The organism is Rickettsia asiatica (genome assembly GCF_007989425.1).
Classification (GTDB): Bacteria; Pseudomonadota; Alphaproteobacteria; order Rickettsiales; family Rickettsiaceae; genus Rickettsia; species Rickettsia helvetica.
The window spans coordinates 585,730-603,457 of the sequence record NZ_AP019563.1; the positions used below are offsets into that span (position 1 = coordinate 585,730).

Consider the following 17,728-nt stretch of genomic DNA (forward strand, 5'->3'; position numbering starts at 1 on the left):
TTTGTAATTTCCTCGCAATGACTACTTAAATAACCTAACAAACCATTAGTAATGAGCAAAATTTTCTATATTATAGGCACTATATTAATAATAAGTGTCGGTATTTTTATGTTTCAAAAGCAAACAATAACGGATAATAATCAAATAATCCCAAGAAAAGTTTTATTCGGTAATCCTGATAAAGCAAGAGTTTCTCTAACCCATGACGGTAAATATATTCTATATGTTGCACCCAAGGACAGCGTCTTAAATATTTGGCTAGCACCATCAGACGATATTAGTAAAGCAGAAGCCATAACCCATGACAAAGGACGCGGTATTTGGTCTTATGCTAAAGCTTATAATAATAAAAATATTTTATATACCCAAGATTTTAACGGTGATGAAAACGATCGAATCTATAGTTATAACATAGAGACAAAAGAAACAAAATTACTTACTCCTGAAAAAGGAGTGAGAGCCGGAATAGCCGGAGTGAGTTATAAAAAACCGAATGAGATATTAATATATTTAAATGACCGTAATCCTGAATATTTTGATATTTACAAATTAAATCTAGATACTCTAGAAAAAGAACTAATTTATAAAAATGATAGATTTACTGATTATGTAACCGATGAAAATTTGAATCTAAGATTCGGTAGTTTACTAGATAAAGACGGAGCCGTTGAATATTATGAATTAAAAGACGGAGAATTTAAATTATTCACTAAGATATCAATGGAAGATTCTTTCAACACTTCCATACTCGGTTTTGATGCTAGCGGTGAAACTTTATATATGCTAGAGGGACGCAATCGTAATACCTCAGCACTTAAAGCCATAACACTAGCTACAGGTAGTGAAGAAATATTAGCCGAAGATGTGAAAGCCGATATTGGCTTATTTACAGTTCATCCTATCAAACAAACTCCACAAGCAGTATCCGTAGACTATGATAGAGTCTCATACAAAATATTAGATAAAGATATTGAAGATGATGTTAAATATTTGCAATCTCTTGATCATGGAGATTTAATTATTAATAGTAGGACGTTAGACGATAAAACTTGGATCATTGCTTATATGGCTGATAACGCACCGGTAAAATTTTATAAATATGACAGAGAAAATAAAAAAGCCGAGTTTTTATTTACTAACCGTAAAGAACTTGAACAATATAATCTTGCTAAGATGATACCGGTGATTATCAAGTCACGTGACGGGCTTGATTTAGTTAGCTATATCACTTTTCCAAATGATGTAAAGCTCGATAAAAATAATATCCCCGATAAAAAAGTACCGCTAATAATTAACGTTCATGGCGGTCCGTGGGCTCGTGATAGCTGGGGATACGATCCTGAGCATCAGTGGCTTGCAAATCGTGGCTATGCGGTTTTAAGTATTAATTATCGTGGTTCTACCGGTTTTGGGAAAGATTTCTTAAATGCCGGTAATTTAGAATATGCCGGTAAAATGCATACTGATTTAATTGACGGTGTTAACTGGGCAATTAAAAGTAATATAGTCGATTTTGATAAAGTTTGTATTATGGGCGGAAGCTATGGAGGTTATGCAACGCTTGTAGGTCTTACCATGACGCCTGACGTATTTGCTTGCGGTGTTGACGTTGTCGGTATGTCTAATTTATTAACTCATGTGCAATCTAAAGCTCCTTATATGACACCATTGTTAAGTATATATAAAACACGTATAGGACCTTGGGATACCGAAGAAGAAAAAGAGTTTTTAAGACAAAGATCACCGATTAATTTTGTTGATAATATCAAAAAGCCTTTATTTATAGCACAAAGTACTCACGATGTAAGGGTTGTGCAAGCTGAAGCCGATCAGATTGTTAACGCAATGAAAGCAAAGCATATACCGGTAGTTTATGCACTTTACAAAGATGAAGGACACGGCTTTGCAAAACCAGGTAACAGAATCTCATATTACGCTCTTGCCGAGCAGTTTTTAGCCAAGATTTTAAAAGGAAGAGCGGAACATATAGGAGATGATTTAAAGAATGCTAATCTCATTCTAAATGATAAAGAAAAAATCACCGGTGCAGAAGCGGAAAAGATTATAGATAAGGCAGTTGGGAATTGATATCCTGCGTCATTGCGAGGAGAAACTGTAAGTTCGACGAAGTAATCTCAGGAGTCCTGCTTTATGAGATTGCCACGCTCCTTTCAGTCGCTCGTAATGACAAAAAAGATGACATCACAATTTCAAAAGAGTACTATCATGCTATACTTACAAATACTGAAAATTCTTACGGCTTAATTGCAAAACTTTTTCACTGGATCATGAGTATTATAGTTATAGTAATGCTCATTGTCGGTTTCCCAATGGATAATTTCGTAGCACCTCCTTTAAAATAACAACTATACGGGATACATGAAGCAACCGGTATAGTTGTTTTATCTTTAGTAATAATACGGCTCTTATGGAAATTCTATAATGCTAATGTTTTGCTACCGGACAATATGCCGGATTGGCAGAAAAAAGCCGCTAAGATTAATATAAATTTGCTATATCTTTTAATGTTATTAATGCCGATAAGCGGCTTTCTAATGACTATTTTATCAAATCATCATATTGATTTTTATGGTTTGTTTACTATAAATTCTTTTGTTCAAGATTTACAATTTGCTAAAATCTTTAAGAAAATCCATAAAAAGGCTGTTTTGTTATTTACTGCCTTAATTATTTTGCATATACTAGCTGCGTTATATCATCACTTTATTAGAAAAGATAACGTACTAAAAAGAATGTGGAATGAGTAGCCTAATTATAAACTTATTGACATATAATAAATTGTGTTTTATATACAAAGTAAGATCATATCACTTACCATATTAGTATTATGAGCAAAAGTACCAGAGTAGTAGTCCCATCTAAAGGACAGGTAGTTATACCTAAATATATCAGAAATAAACTTGGTTTACATTCAGGCTCTGAGTTGATAATTAATTACAAAAAAAATGACACATTAGAACTGCTTCCTATAAAAAAAGATATTTACAGTTTTTTTGGCAAAGGTAAACATAAAGCCAAAAATGGTCCAGCTGATATAGATGAAGCTATCAGTATTGCGGTTATAGAAAATGATAGGAATTGATACTAATATTTTAACTCGTACTTTCCTTGAAGACGACGAGATACAGTCTAAGGCTGCTCAAAATTTCCTAAAAAATAATGCTAAACATAAAATTTTTATTTCTTCATATGCAATACTTGAGTTTGTGTGAATATTAAAAGTTAAAAAATTTACTCGGCAAGAAATTTATGAAGCAGTTATGAATCTTATTGATAATTCCGGTTTTGTTGTTGGCAACCAAGAGATAATAATATCTGCAGCTAAGGCAAGTATATTAAAGGAAAAGCAGGTTTTGCTGATTATATAATTATTGCTGAAGGAGAAGCAAACAGTGTTAATAGTTTTATAAGCTTTGATAGAGAAATAGTCTGAGAAGTTAAGAATGCATCTTATCCATAAAAATTAATAACAATTCAAATAAATTATTTAAAATGAATATTCATGAATATCAAGCAAAAGAGATTTTAAGAAAATACGGCGTACCTACTTCCACCGGATTAGTTGTTACGAAAACCGAAAGGATTAATGAAACCATAGATAAGTTAAATACGGAAGTATATGTGGTTAAAGCACAAATACATGCTGGCGGCAGAGGTAAAGCAGGCGGTGTTAAAGTTGTTAAGAGTAAAGAAGAAGCCAAGAAAGTTGCTCATGACATGTTTGGTATTAATTTAGTAACGCATCAAACAGGGCCTCAAGGACAAAAAGTAAATCGTCTTTATATTGAATCAGGTTATGATATTTTAAAAGAATATTATTTCAGTATAGTATTTGATAGATCGGCTAGCTGTATTACTTTCATAGCTTCTACCGAAGGAGGAGTTGATATTGAAGAAGTAGCAGAAAAAACTCCGGAAAAAATTATTAAATTTTCTGTTGATCCTGCAACTGGTTTACAAGATTTTCATATGCGAGGCATAGCTTATGAGTTAGGCTTTAAGGATAACCAAGCCAAACAGATGAAAGAAATAGTAAAATCAGTCTATAATGCTTTTATTGAAACCGATGCAGCACAAATTGAAATCAACCCATTAATTGTAAATAGCGACGGGAACTTATTAGCTTTAGATGCAAAAATTACTTTTGACGATAATGGCTTATTTAAGCATCTGAATATTACGGCAATGCGTGATCACGATGAGGAAGATCCTTTAGAAACTAGAGCAGCAAATGCAGGACTTAGCTATGTAAAAATGGACGGTAATATCGGCTGTATGGTTAACGGGGCCGGTCTTGCCATGGCTACTATGGATATTATTAAACTTTACGGTGCTTCGCCTGCTAATTTCTTGGATGTCGGTGGCGGGGCCGATCGTGAGCGTGTAAAAGAAGCTTTAAAAATAATTTTATCTGATAAAGAAGTACAAGGGATTTTAGTTAATATTTTCGGCGGTATCATGCGTTGTGATATTATAGCGGAAGGAATTATTGCAGCTGCAAAAGAAATAGGCATAAAAGTACCATTAGTGGTTCGTTTAGCCGGTACAAACGTTGAAAAAGGCGAAGAAATTTTATCAAATTCCGGTTTAGAAATAATACCGGCACATGATTTAGCAGATGCGGCTAGCAAGATAGTCGAGGCAATACGGTAGATAATCGTCATTGCGAGCAGGCATTGTTGCATGGCTCGAAAAACCAGTTTGGTGTCATACCGTGGCTTGACCATGGTATCCATAAAAAAATTAAAAAAGGACTGGATCCCGCGATCAAGTCGCGGGATGACATCAAAGTACAATAAAAACAATAAAAATTATTTAACATGGCAATATTAATAAATAAAAAAACAAAAGTTATCTGTCAGGGTTTTACAGGTTCACAAGGAACTTTTCACTCTGAACAAGCGATAGCTTACGGCACTAACATGGTTGGCGGTGTTACCCCAGGCAAAGGCGGTCATACTCACCTTGATTTACCCGTATATAATACCGTACATGAAGCAAAAGCAAAAACCGGTGCAAATGCGAGCGTTATATATGTTCCGCCTGGCTTTGCCGCTGATTCGATATTAGAAGCAATCGATGCTGAAATTGAAGTAGTAGTATGTATAACGGAAGGAATTCCGATACTTGATATGGTGAAAGTAAAACGTGCTTTAGTCGGTTCTAAAACTAGATTAATCGGTCCTAACTGCCCTGGGGTTATCACACCGGGTGAATGTAAAATCGGTATTATGCCTGGGCATATTCATAAAAGAGGAACGATAGGTATTATTTCAAGATCAGGTACTCTAACTTATGAAGCAGTAGCACAGACAACAGCCGTAGGGCTTGGACAATCTACATGCGTCGGTATTGGCGGCGATCCTGTTAACGGCACTAATTTTGTTGATTGTATTGAGATATTTTTGAAAGATGATGAAACAAAAGCAATGATTATGATCGGTGAAATTGGCGGTAATGCGGAAGAAGATGCAGCCGACTTTATCAAACAATCAAAAATCAAGAAGCCTATTGTGAGCTTTATTGCAGGTATTACAGCACCTCCTGGTAAAAGAATGGGACATGCCGGAGCTATTATTACCAGAGGAAAAGGAAGTGCCGAAGATAAGCTTGAAGCTCTACAAAGTGCCGGCGTAACTATCACTAGATCCCCTGCCGATATCGGTAAAACTATGCTGGATTTACTAAATAAAGGCTAAAGTTATTCAATAGCAATCGATGTCATTCCTGCAATGACTTAGCTTTGTTGTGTGGATCAGTTTCACCACTGTCACCTTCGTGGCTTGACCACAGGTATGACACTGAACGGGTTTTCCGAGCCATGCAACAATAATTTATATTAAATATTAAAAAACTGAACAACCGTGAACGCTCACGGATACGGCGGTCCATTTCAAAAAGAGCAAGGAGTCTGCAAGTCGCGAGGAGCGGAGCGTATACTTAATACGTGAGCACCGCAGATCTTGCTAGACGACACCGCCAATTTGTGAAATGGACCGAGTATCCCTAATTTCTTTAACTATATTTAGTAATTGTGGGAAATCTATTAACCCAGGTATTAATTTTGAATCAATTATATACGCAGGTACTCCTTGGATTCTAAGGTTTCTAGCTATTTTCATATTTTGAGTAACTAAATCTTTAGTCTCATTGCTATCGGCAATTTCTTCAATTTCTATAGTATTTAAGCCATTCTCAGTTAATAATTCTTTTATAGATTCCTTAGAAACATCTCTTATTTTTATTAATTCATCATGAACAGCTTTAAATTTACTTGGATTAACCTTATAAACGGCTAAAACTATTCTTGCAAGATATTCAGAAGCATCTCCAAGGATAGGGAGCGGTCGTAATACAACTTTAACTTTTGAATCATTTTGCAATAATTCATTTATAGAAACATCACCTTTCTTACAGTAAGAACAATTGTAATCATAAAAAATAATTATTGTTACATCACCGTCTTTATTTCCTATAACAGGAAAGCTTGTACTATCTTCAATACCTAACTTATTATCTTTTAGATAGTTATTAACTTTAGTCTCATTTTCCTGTACTTTACGTTTTTGCAACCCTTCTATTGATTCTATTATTATTTCCGGAGTTTTAAGCAAATAATCTTTGATTATTTCTTGGACTCTTTCCTCTTCACATTTCCTTGCATCCTCGCTTTGTTTAACCTCCACGGAAACCGGATTTGTAGAATAAGTTTTCATTGTTTTGAAAACAAATAAAACTCCTATAACAATTACAAATATAACTAATATTTTACCTATAATATGCTGCATAAATACCTTTTTAAAAATTTTATATAGTTTTTACTTTATTGCATATCTATGCCATTCCCGCAAAGGCTGGAAGACATTGTTGCATAGATCGGTTTATCCGTCATTGTGAGGAAATTGCATAGCAATTGACGAAACAATCCAGTAAAAAATTCTGATTTACAGAATTTTTTTATTATTTTTTCTAGATTGCCACGCAGCCTACGGCTGCTCACAATGACGATTTAGTATCTATGCAACAAAGCAGGTACAAGCAAACTAGATAACACCGAGTACGTCAAACCCACACAACCAAATTCTTTACTTCTGTCTTATTAATCTGCTCTGATCTCTTTTCCAGTCTTTTTCTTTAATTGATCCTCTTTTATCATATAATTTCTTACCTTTAGCAATACCAAGTTCAACTTTCACTTTATTTTTTTTATTAAAATACATAGAAAGAGCTACTAGCGTATAGCCTTTTATTCTAATTCTACTGATAATTTTCTTTATCTCTTTAGTATGCAACAATAATTTACGCGGTCTACGAGTAGAATGATTAAATCTATTCGCTTTCTTATATTCTGCAATATGGCAGTTATATAAAAATACCTCATGTCCGGTATCTGCCGCATGGCTCTCTTCTATAGAAGCTTTGCCTTGACGCAGAGACTGTACTTCACTACCCTTTAACACAATACCTGCTTCTAATCTTTCTTCAATAAAATAATTAAAAAGGGCTTTCTTATTTTGTGCAATAACTTTCTTATACTCGGTCATAATTTTATGGATAGTGATGTTATAATGTTTTCAATTTGTTTTTTAGCACTATCACTTGCTTCAGTTAATGGGAGTCTAATTTCATTTTCACATAAACCTAAATAATGTGCAGCATATTTTATCGGAATCGGATTAGATTCTACAAATAATACTTTATATAAAGGCAGTAATTTCTGATGGATTTCTAATGCTCCTTTAGTATCATTCTTATACCACTTCTCTAATAGCTCTTTACACATATCGGGAGCAATATTAGAAGCTACAGAAGTCCACCCTACTCCGCCTTGTGCATTAAAAGCTAAAACTACTTCATCATTACCGGTTAAAATATTGAAATCCTTTTTAACTATTGCTCTAATCCGCAATGGACGTTCTAAATCTACGCCACAATCTTTTAATGCTAAAATACGCGGTAGCTTGCTAAGTCTCAATATTGTCTCATCAGAAAAATCTACTCCGCTTCTAGTTGGAGCTGAATATAACATAATAGGTAGATTACACGCTTCATGCAATGCTTCAAAATGCTTATAAATCCCGTGTTGGGTAGGTTTTACATAAGATGGCGGACTAGCCATAAAACCATCTACGCCGATTTTTGTAGATTCCGCTGCAAGTTCTCTTGCATAAGCAGTATTATTTGATGAACATCCACTTATTATAGGAATACGCTTATTAACGATTTCTACGCTAGTTTGCAGTAATAATTTATATTCTTCAAAACTCAAACTACTACCTTCTCCGGTTGAGCCTGTAATTAATACTGCATCGACTTCATGCTTTATTTGATGTTTTAAAATTCTCTCTAAAGCATATAAGTCTAACTTATTATCTTTAAAAGGTGTTATAAGTGCGGTAATTAAACCTTTAAATATGTTGTACATTGTTTTTTACTTATTTATTAATTATGTCATTGCGAGGAGAGGCAAAGCTTCGACGTGGCAATCTTGTCAAACATCCTGAGATTGCTTCGTCAATTACTTAACGTAATTTTCCTCGCAATAACGTTTCTTCTATTCCCTAACCAAGAGATCATATTCTTTTTTTAGGGTATTTGCAATTTGATGATCATCAAAAATAATCTTTTTATTGCCAAGATCTATAGAATCAATATTTTGTACCTCAATTGCCGTACCTGTAACAAAACATCCGGTAAAATCCTCTATTTGCTCTAATTTCAAACGCTCTTCTTTTACTTCTAGACCTAAATCTTTTGCAATTTCAATAATAGTCTGTCTTATTATACCGTTTAAAAACCTATCGGCAATTGGAGTATATAATGTTTTATCTTTAACAAAAAAAATATTTGTTGTAGTGCATTCAGCAATATACCCTTCATAATCAAGTAATAATGCATCATCATAGCCAAGAGCTTTAGCTTCTTTTTTACTCGTTATTGCCATATTATATTGAGCGGCGGATTTAGATTGTACCGGGGTGCTGTCAGGCATTGCTTTACGCCAGCGGCTTACATGTAAATTTATACCTTTCTCAAAAGACCTTGGCATAGATGGAATACCGGCAATCAAAAGATTAGTAGATAAATCAGGATTAGTAATATTTAGCGATTCACTTCCGCACCAAATAAGCGGTCTTATATATGCATCCTTAATATTATTTTGTTTTATTACAAGTTCATGAGCTTTTATTATCTCGTCCACACTATAAGATACTGTCAAACCTAATGCTTCTGCTGATTTTATTAATCTTTCCGTATGTTCTTTTAGTTTAAAAACTTTGCCGTTATAAGCTCTCTCACCCTCAAATACCGATCCTGAATAATGCAGGCTATGAGTCAAAACATGAATCCTTGCGAATTGATAAGGAACTAAATCACCGTTAATCCAAACATGCCAAAAAATTTGCTCTAGTTTTATCATTGTCATTAACCTATATTTATATTAAAGTATTGTCAATCATCATTGCGAGCAGCGTTGTTGCATGGCTCGAAAAATGCGTTCGATGTCATTCCCGCTTTCGCGGGAATGATATAGAGAACTTCAAGCATGACATAAAACAAGCAACAACACCAATTTTTCAAATTAAACGAGTATACATGCATACATACAAAGCACATATTTTAATCGTTGATGATGATAGAAGAATATTAGCACTTTTAAAGCAGTTTTTAAATAAAAACGAGTTTTTAGTATCAACGGCAAGCTCAGTCATAGAAGCTAAAAATCTATTAAAAACTTCTAATTATGATTTAATTATTTTAGATGTTATGTTACCTGAAATAACAGGGCTTGATTTTGCTACTACTATAAGGGATGCCGGTAATAATATTCCTATAGTTATGCTTACTGCTTTATCGGAAGCCGATGACCGTGTTAAAGGACTTGAAGCCGGTGCCTCTGATTATATAACTAAACCTTTTGAACCGAGAGAATTATTACTTCGGATAAATAACTTAATCAATAATTATAATAACTTTAAAAAAGAAACAAATATAATTAAATTCGGCAATAATTTTTATAATTCCAATACAAAAGAATTTACCAAGAATAATCAAATTGTATCTCTTAGCTCTACTGAACAAAAATTACTTGAGATATTAATAAAAAATTCCGGTAAATCTACTAGTCGTTTTGAACTTTCAAAAATAATGGGAGGGCTTAGTATGCGTTCTATCGACGTACAAATTACAAGAATAAGAAGCAAAATAGAAGACAACCCAAAAGAACCGAAATATTTAAAAACCGTGCGTAATGAGGGCTATGCACTTTATATCTAAATTATTACCGAGAACACTATTTATACGATTCATGTTTATTATAATCATTCCGATTTTAATAGGGCAAATCGTTGCTATATTTTTGTTTTACGATCGTCATTGGTATAATGTTTCATATTATACTAGTACTATTATTATCAATGAAATAGAATCACTGATTAAAGAACATAGAAATAATTCAAGAGAGATAACCCATTTATCGGAAAATTATCTTAATTTATCTTATCAATTTCAGCTTAGTAAAAAGTTATCTATAAAACAACCTAAATTAAGTGAGCCTTTAACTATATTTAAAAACATTTTAGCTACAAAAATCCATGAAAAAAATATAGTTAAACTAAATAAAGAAAATAAAATCGAAGTATTTTTAGAATTAAAAGATGGAATATTATATATTACTTTTCCTGCAAAATTACTACTTAATCCTACAGTATATATATTTGTTTTATGGATTATATCTTTAACTGTTATATTACTTTCTGTTTCTATTATTTTCTCCAAAAATCAAATTAAATCAATACTCACTCTTGCGGATAGCATGGATAAATTTGGTCGAGGTATTTTAAAAGGCAAAAATTTTAAACCTTCAGGAGCCTTAGAAATAAGAAAAGCAGGGCTTGCTTTTTTAAAAATGAAAGCTCGTATTGAAAAACAAATTACTAAAAGAACTACTATGCTTGCTATGATTTCGCATGACCTTAGAACTCCTTTAACAAGAATGAAGCTACAACTTGAATTGATGGAAGAAAGCGAAGAAATCAAAGGGTTAAAACAAGATATATTAACTATGCAACAAATGATAAATTCTTATTTAGATTTTGCTAAAGGTGAAAGTACAGAAGAATTTGAAGAAATTTTATTATTACCTTGGATGGAACATCTTTTAAACAAATGGTCACATGTAGATATTGAATTTATAAAATCTACTAATTTAGATAAACTAGAAGTACGAATTAAGCCGAATTCTTTTGAAAGAGCCTTGTCTAATTTAATTGGTAACGCTATAAAATATGGAACTAAAATTAAGATATCTTCACAAGATAATTCATCTACCGTAGCTATAATTATTGAGGATAACGGTCCCGGTATAGATGATACGGAAAAACACCTTGTATTTAAACCGTTTTATAGATCGGATAAAGCAAGACAGCTTGATAATGCAAGTAATGTAGGACTTGGGCTTGCTATTACTAAAGAAATAATAAACGATCACAAAGGCTCTATTTATTTAGAAGATAGCAAGGATTTAGGCGGGCTATCGGTAAGAATTGAAATACCTAAAATATAGGATTTGTTTTCTCTGTCATCCCGTGATTTATTTACGGGATCCAGGAAAATACACAAAAAAATAACATTATTAAGTGGTTATTCTGGATACCGTGGTCAAGCCACGGTATGACATCGAGTATGTTTTTCGATCCATGCAGCAGCATCTAAAATATAAAATAATGACTAATATAAAACATTTAGCAATAATAATGGACGGTAATGCTCGTTGGGCAGATCGGCATAACTTAACAAAATCTGAAGGGCATAAAGTAGGAGCCGATAAAATTCGTGAATTACTACCTGAGTTTATTAATCTTAATATAGATTATATAACTTTATATACTTTCTCTTCCGAAAATTGGCAACGCTCAAGCATGGAAGTAGATTTCTTAATAAAACTATTAAGTATTTATTTAAAAACCGAATTAAATAATTTACATAAAAACGGCGTTAAAATAAAAGTAATAGGTAGGCTTAATTTATTAAGTAGCTCATTGCAAAAACATATAAATAATGCTATAGAATTAACAAAAAATAATAATAAAATAACGCTTTGTATAGCTTTTAGTTATGGAAGTCGCCAAGAAATAGTTGATGCCTGCACAAAAATTATTGCAAGCGGTAAAAAAGAAGTAAGTGAAAGCGATGTACAACACGCTTTATATGATCCTGAAATGCCGGATGTAGATTTATTAATAAGACCGGGCGGAGTTTATCGCATCAGTAATTTCTTGCTTTGGCAAGCAGCTTATGCTGAATTATATTTTTCACCCAAATATTGGCCTGATTTTAATAAAGAAGATATACAAGAAGCTATAAATGATTACTCAAAAAGGAAAAGAACATTTGGCAAAAGATAAACAAAATATATATTTAAGAATCCTATCCGGTATAGTTTTAGTTCCGTTATTTATTATAGCTATATTATGGTTTAAGCCTTTATTCTATATTCTAATGATATTAGTGGGTACGGGAATGTTAAGTGAATGGTATAATATGACCTACTCTTCTATTCCTTATCTATTAATCGGACTAATTATTATTCCGATTCCTATAAGCCTATTAATATTTTTAAGTATGGAAGATACCAATAGATGGATTATTATGCTTTATTTTTGTATTATTTGGTCCGTAGATACTTTTGCAATGATTGGCGGCAAAACTTTTAAAGGAGCAAAACTTGCTCCAAAAATCAGTCCTAAAAAAACTTGGAGCGGTTTAGTTACGGGAGTATTATCGGCAGGTTTAGTTATATTATTAGTTAGTTTTATACCAAACTTTCATATTGAAAATTACTATTTTTCAAATAAAATTTATTTGTTTATAATTAGTTGTATATTAGCATTAATAACTCAATTAAGTGATTTGTTTATTTCATATTTTAAGCGAAAATTTAATATTAAAGATAGCGGTCATATAATACCCGGTCATGGAGGAGTGCTAGACAGATTTGATAGTATCATTTTAACTGCTCCGGTATTATTTCTTATAAGTAATATTTTATGAATGATATTCTACATTATGACGTTTTTATGTCATTCCTACAAAGGAATTTTTGCGTCACGTTCGATGTCATACCGTGGCTTGACCACGGTATCCATAAATACAATAAAAAATACTAATAATTTTAACTGGATCCCGCTATAAGCTCGCGGGATGACAAAATGCTTATGAATTTAATACATTTCAATAATCATTCTAAAAAAATAATTTTAAATATCTTTTTAGTTTTACTGCTTGGATATTTTGTTTTTCATTGCATATATGGTAACAAAGGGATTATTGCATATTTAAAAGTAAATAGGCAGCTTGAAAAAGCTTATGATGAACTAAAAGGCTTACGAGCAGAAAGAGTAGAACTTGAACATAACGTCAAATTACTCCGAACAGAATCGCTAAATAAAGATATGTTAGAAGAACAAGCAAAGAAAGTTTTAGGAGTAGCTGCTCCAAATGAGCAGGTGTTTAATCACCAATAGCAAAACTTTGTTGTCATCCTGCGACTTGATCACGGGATCTAGTCTTTTTTACTTTTTTTGGATACCGTGGTCAAGCCACGGTATGACACCGAACACGTTTTTCGATCCGCACAACAATACTATTGATTAAAAGGAATTAAAAATCATTTATGACTATAAAAATTTATCAAAATGACCTACCTAATAATTTTGAACTTGAAGGAGATCTCGCTATAGACACCGAGACAATGGGGCTAAATCTACATAGAGATAAACTATGTTTGCTACAATTTAGTAACGGCAATGGTGAAGCTCATCTTGTTCATTTTACAAATCAAGATTATACGGCTCCTAATTTAAAAGCATTATTACTAGATAAAACTAGATATAAGATATTTCATTTTGCTAGATTTGATTTAGCATCCATAAAAAAATATTTAAGTATAGATTTAGAAAATATCTTTTGTACTAAAATATCTTCAAAACTAGTTAGAACTTATACCGATAGTCATGGTCTTAAGGATTTGTGCCGAGAATTGCTTAATATAAATATTTCAAAACAACAACAATCTTCCTATTGGGGTGCTGATAATTTATCTTCAGAACAAAAAGAATATGCAGCAAAAGATGTGCTTTATTTGCATCAGTTAAAAGATATTTTACAAAAAATGCTACTTCAAGAAAATAGGTATGAACTTGCCCAAGATATTTTCCGTTTTTTACCGACAAGAGCTAATCTAGATTTACTCGGTTGGAATGAAATCGATATTTTTATGCATTAATTTAAATTAAGATAAGTTAATAAAAATATTAAATTATTAACTTAATAAATTGACTTCAGATATAAAATCATGCACACTATTTTAGTAGCTAATTGATTTTTTTAAATTACTTAGCCTATAATAGACTTCTTGCATAACGTAGCTAATAAGAAAGAATTTGAAGGAAACACAGAACGCAGCACCGCAGCATACATAAAAGTACGTGAGGATGCGAGTACCGGATTAACGTACAAATTATCCTTAGAAGCAAGTTAGGCAAGAAGTCTAATTAATTAATAACTAAAATAGGGGATCTTTATGACTAATAAAAAAAATAGACCTGCTAGATTCGGATTTAAATTTAAATCTAAGTCTAGATAGTATAGCAAGATTCTGTTATCCTAGTGTTATAACTTGTAAAGAAACAGAAGAAGACACTTTAAGTATTGATACCGGTGTTTTTGCCGCATTTTGGTGGGCAGCCAATTATATAGTATAAAGTATTAATGCCAATAAGCAGGACCATATTTGCTATTACCTTAGAGAGAGGATCTATGGCATTATGAAACTTCATCTTATCAGAGTTATAAGGGTGCTTCAAAAGGTACCTACCATAATTGCAATAACTTTATAGATGAGCCAAAACATTATGACTCTTCATTAGATAAACATGAGGAGGTAGTTTTAGGTAATACTACTTTTTTTAGGTTAGTATGGTGGTAATGTAATAAAAGTATGCTAGGTGTCATACTGCAGCTTGACCACGGTATCTAGAAACAACTTAAAGTACTAAATTTAGTATTTTAGCTGGATCCCGCGATCAAGTTGCAGTATGACAATAAAAGCCGGATACCGTGGTCAAGCCATGGTATGACATTCTGACTACTTTTTAATCCACACAATCCTTCACTTCAAACAATAATATTCACAATTTTACGAGGAACGAGGATAATCTTCTTCGGCTCTTTCCCTTCCAAGAACTTTTGTACCTTTGGCAGACTGACGGTCATTTGCTTTATTTCATCTTCACTTACGGAAGTTTTAAACTCATAGGTATCACGGAGTTTGCCGTTAACCTGCACTGCCATAACATATGTATCTAATACTAACATTGATTCATCAAATGCAGGAAAAGCTGATTTATATAACTGTTCTTTGTTGCCAAGCTTCTGCCAAATTTCTTCTGTAATATGTGGTATGAATGGGTTTAGTAGCTGAACTAAAACATTAAAGCCATGCCTTACGGTTTTAACATCAATTTTATCTTTAGATATTTCAGAGGATATAGCATTAGAAAGCTCACGCATACGTGCTATTGCTCTGTTTAAAGCAAAATGTTTTATATCATCGGCGACGTGCTTTATGGTAAAATGAACTAATCTATTAAGTTCCTTGTTAATTTCGCTATTCACATCATCTTTTAAAGAATCTATCGCCTCAAACATATTCTCAAACTTATTAATAAAACGTGAGCAGCCTTCTATACCGCTTGCCGACCATTCTAGATCTTTCTCAGGTGGACTATCAGACAGCACAAAAAGCCTAATTGCATCTGCTCCATATTGCTCTTGCATTGTCTCAAGATCGATAAGATTCTTTTTAGATTTACTCATCTTCTCAATACGGCCTTGTACAACTAAGCTGCCTTTTTCTTTATGGAAAAATTCATTACCCTTTTTAACTACTTCTTCAGGATATAACCAATTATTATACTCATCTTTGTAAGTAGCATGCAGCACCATACCTTGAGTAAATAGCCCTTTAAAAGGTTCACGAATGCTTACGTAATTCTGTTCGTTCATTACTTTTGTGAAAAACCTTGCATATAATAAATGCATCACTGCATGCTCTATACCGCCTATATATTTATCGACCGGTAGCCAGTAATCACAAGCTTTTTTGTCGGTCATGTCTATAGCATTGCTATTGCAATATCTCATAAAATACCAAGATGATTCAAAAAATGTATCAAAAGTATCGGTTTCACGAACAGCCGGCTTATCGCATTTCGGACAATTAACATGTTTCCAACTAGGGTGATGATCAAGAGGATTACCGTGACCGTCAAAATTTACGTCATCAGGTAAAGTAACGGGTAAATCTTTGTAAGGTACGGGAACTATGCCGCAAGCTTCGCAGTGAATCATAGGAATAGGACACCCCCAAAAGCGTTGACGAGAAACCCCCCAATCTTTTAGTCGGTAATTTACGCTGCGTTTACCTATGCCTAGTTTCTCAAATTCCTCGATTACTTTTTGTTTTGCTTCATTACTAGTTAAGCCGTTTAGAAAATCTGAGTTAATTAAAATTCCGTCTTCCGTATAAGCGGTCTTTTGTACATCAATATCTGCTTTTATTACTTGTTTAATAGGTAAATTCATTTTAACGGCTAATTCATGGTCACGCTCGTCATGAGCAGGACAACCGAAAACAGCACCAGTGCCGTAATCCATTAACACGAAATTCGTAATAATAACCGGCAGTATTATCTTTGGATCAAAAGGATGAATGACATAAAGACCGGTAAATATACCCTCCTTTTCAGCTTTATCAAGTTCAGCAGAACTGGTTATATTTGCACATTTAGCTATAAAATTCGATATTTCAGGTGTCTTGGAAATTAATTTCTCTATTATCGGATGATTAAAGGCAATTCCTATAAAGCTAGCGCCAAAAATAGTTTCAGGTTTGGTTGAGAATACTTCTATAGTAGTATCTTCATTATCCTTAATTTTGAAATGAAAATTAGCACCTATCGATTTACCTATCCATTTCTCTTGCATAGAGCGGACTGCTTCAGGCCACTCTTTTAAATTCTGAATTTCGTTTAATAACTCTTCAGCATAATCGGTGATTTTTAAGAACCATTGCTTTAAATAACGTTTTTCAACTATTGCACCTGAACGCCAACCACGCCCGTCTACAACTTGCTCATTAGCAAGAACGGTATTATCAACCGGATCCCAATTAACAAGTGATTCTTTTTGATAAGCAAGATTTCGTTCATAAAGCTCTAAAAAGAATTTCTGCTCATGTTTATAATACTCAGGATCACAACTATTTATCTCTCTAGACCAATCATAAGAAAAACCCATAGATTTTAGCTGCTTTTTCATATTCTCGATATTAGAATAAGTCCATTCTTTTGGGTGAGAATTATTTTTTATTGCGGCATTTTCGGCAGGTAGCCCGAAAGCATCCCAGCCCATAGGATGAAGCATGTTAAAACCTTGCATAGTCATAAACCTTGCAATAACATCACCTATAGAATAGTTGCGTACGTGACCTACATGGATTTTACCGGAAGGATAAGGCAGCATTTCAAGTATGTAATATTTTGGCTTGCTACTCTCGTTTGATACCTCAAAAGCTTTTTCTTCTTGCCAAATTTGCTGCCATTTTTGTTCTATTTGGTTCATATCTTCTTATATAATTTATATA

Annotated in this window: 17 protein-coding genes and 2 pseudogenes; 13 read left to right on the forward strand and 6 right to left on the reverse strand. The window is 33.0% G+C overall.

From position 1 onward, the window contains the following. The first annotated feature begins 51 nt into the window (after positions 1-51). From RAS_RS03345 to sucD, 6 genes are all read left to right on the forward strand, one after another. Complete coding sequence (locus tag RAS_RS03345; RefSeq protein WP_147142318.1) at positions 52-2,088, forward strand: S9 family peptidase; 2,037 nt, start codon at positions 52-54, stop codon at positions 2,086-2,088. Between the two features lie 329 nt (positions 2,089-2,417). Continuing rightward, a complete protein-coding gene (locus RAS_RS03355; protein WP_232049357.1) occupies positions 2,418-2,768 on the forward strand; it encodes a cytochrome b in 351 nt (116 codons plus the stop codon). Positions 2,769-2,848: 80 nt separating this feature from the next. Beyond that, positions 2,849-3,103 carry an AbrB/MazE/SpoVT family DNA-binding domain-containing protein gene (locus tag RAS_RS03360; protein WP_147142327.1) on the forward strand — a complete coding sequence of 85 codons (255 nt, stop codon included), beginning with the start codon at positions 2,849-2,851 and terminating at the stop codon, positions 3,101-3,103. Beyond that, positions 3,090-3,233 carry a hypothetical protein gene (locus tag RAS_RS09650; RefSeq protein WP_232049338.1) on the forward strand — a complete coding sequence of 48 codons (144 nt, stop codon included), beginning with the start codon at positions 3,090-3,092 and terminating at the stop codon, positions 3,231-3,233. The genes RAS_RS03360 and RAS_RS09650 overlap by 14 nt, the downstream gene beginning before the upstream one ends. 280 nt (positions 3,234-3,513) lie before the next feature. Beyond that, positions 3,514-4,674, forward strand: a complete 1,161-nt coding sequence (gene sucC / locus RAS_RS03370; protein ID WP_147142330.1) for an ADP-forming succinate--CoA ligase subunit beta — start codon at positions 3,514-3,516, stop codon at positions 4,672-4,674. Positions 4,675-4,841: 167 nt separating this feature from the next. Then, on the forward strand, positions 4,842-5,720 hold the full coding sequence (gene sucD / locus RAS_RS03375) for a succinate--CoA ligase subunit alpha (RefSeq protein WP_010423152.1): 879 nt from the start codon (positions 4,842-4,844) through the stop codon (positions 5,718-5,720). Positions 5,721-5,987: 267 nt separating this feature from the next. Here the strand turns inward: sucD and RAS_RS03380 are convergent, their stop codons facing one another. From RAS_RS03380 to RAS_RS03400, 5 genes and pseudogenes are all read right to left on the reverse strand, one after another. After that, entirely contained in the window at positions 5,988-6,809 is an 822-nt protein-coding gene (locus RAS_RS03380) for a DsbA family protein (protein ID WP_147142333.1), read from the reverse strand. Between the two features lie 110 nt (positions 6,810-6,919). After that, positions 6,920-7,004 (reverse strand): annotated as a pseudogene (locus RAS_RS10715) (lytic transglycosylase domain-containing protein); the annotation flags it as partial. A gap of 102 nt (positions 7,005-7,106) precedes the next feature. Beyond that, positions 7,107-7,565 carry an SsrA-binding protein SmpB gene (smpB, locus tag RAS_RS03390; protein ID WP_147142337.1) on the reverse strand — a complete coding sequence of 153 codons (459 nt, stop codon included), beginning with the start codon at positions 7,563-7,565 and terminating at the stop codon, positions 7,107-7,109. Continuing rightward, positions 7,562-8,446: a 4-hydroxy-tetrahydrodipicolinate synthase gene (dapA, locus tag RAS_RS03395; RefSeq protein WP_147142340.1), complete on the reverse strand. Its 885-nt coding sequence runs from the start codon at positions 8,444-8,446 to the stop codon at positions 7,562-7,564. Before dapA ends, smpB begins: the two co-directional genes overlap by 4 nt. 129 nt (positions 8,447-8,575) lie before the next feature. Continuing rightward, complete coding sequence (locus RAS_RS03400) at positions 8,576-9,448, reverse strand: branched-chain amino acid transaminase (protein WP_147142344.1); 873 nt, start codon at positions 9,446-9,448, stop codon at positions 8,576-8,578. A gap of 170 nt (positions 9,449-9,618) precedes the next feature. Here RAS_RS03400 and RAS_RS03405 point away from each other — a divergent pair, with 170 nt between their 5' ends. The 7 genes and pseudogenes from RAS_RS03405 to RAS_RS03445 form a co-directional block, all read left to right on the forward strand. Next, positions 9,619-10,299: a response regulator transcription factor gene (locus RAS_RS03405; protein WP_147142347.1), complete on the forward strand. Its 681-nt coding sequence runs from the start codon at positions 9,619-9,621 to the stop codon at positions 10,297-10,299. Further along, the gene (locus RAS_RS03410) at positions 10,283-11,587 is read left to right on the forward strand and encodes a sensor histidine kinase (RefSeq protein WP_172616122.1); all 1,305 of its coding nucleotides are present in this window, start codon (positions 10,283-10,285) and stop codon (positions 11,585-11,587) included. The genes RAS_RS03405 and RAS_RS03410 overlap by 17 nt, the downstream gene beginning before the upstream one ends. Positions 11,588-11,720: 133 nt before the next feature. Next, the gene (gene uppS / locus RAS_RS03415) at positions 11,721-12,428 is read left to right on the forward strand and encodes a polyprenyl diphosphate synthase (RefSeq protein ID WP_010423161.1); all 708 of its coding nucleotides are present in this window, start codon (positions 11,721-11,723) and stop codon (positions 12,426-12,428) included. Continuing rightward, positions 12,388-13,074, forward strand: a complete 687-nt coding sequence (locus RAS_RS03420) for a phosphatidate cytidylyltransferase (RefSeq protein ID WP_147142353.1) — start codon at positions 12,388-12,390, stop codon at positions 13,072-13,074. Before uppS ends, RAS_RS03420 begins: the two co-directional genes overlap by 41 nt. Before the next feature lie 158 nt (positions 13,075-13,232). After that, complete coding sequence (locus tag RAS_RS03430; protein WP_010423164.1) at positions 13,233-13,547, forward strand: FtsB family cell division protein; 315 nt, start codon at positions 13,233-13,235, stop codon at positions 13,545-13,547. Positions 13,548-13,696: 149 nt separating this feature from the next. After that, positions 13,697-14,308 carry a ribonuclease D gene (locus RAS_RS03440; RefSeq protein ID WP_147142356.1) on the forward strand — a complete coding sequence of 204 codons (612 nt, stop codon included), beginning with the start codon at positions 13,697-13,699 and terminating at the stop codon, positions 14,306-14,308. Between the two features lie 120 nt (positions 14,309-14,428). Beyond that, positions 14,429-14,560 (forward strand): annotated as a pseudogene (locus RAS_RS03445) (palindromic element RPE1 domain-containing protein); the annotation flags it as partial. A 638-nt stretch (positions 14,561-15,198) separates the two neighbouring features. On the opposite strand, the gene leuS reads toward RAS_RS03445, so the two are convergent. Further along, positions 15,199-17,706: a leucine--tRNA ligase gene (gene leuS, locus RAS_RS03450; protein WP_147142362.1), complete on the reverse strand. Its 2,508-nt coding sequence runs from the start codon at positions 17,704-17,706 to the stop codon at positions 15,199-15,201. Between the last annotated feature and the right edge of the window lie 22 nt (positions 17,707-17,728).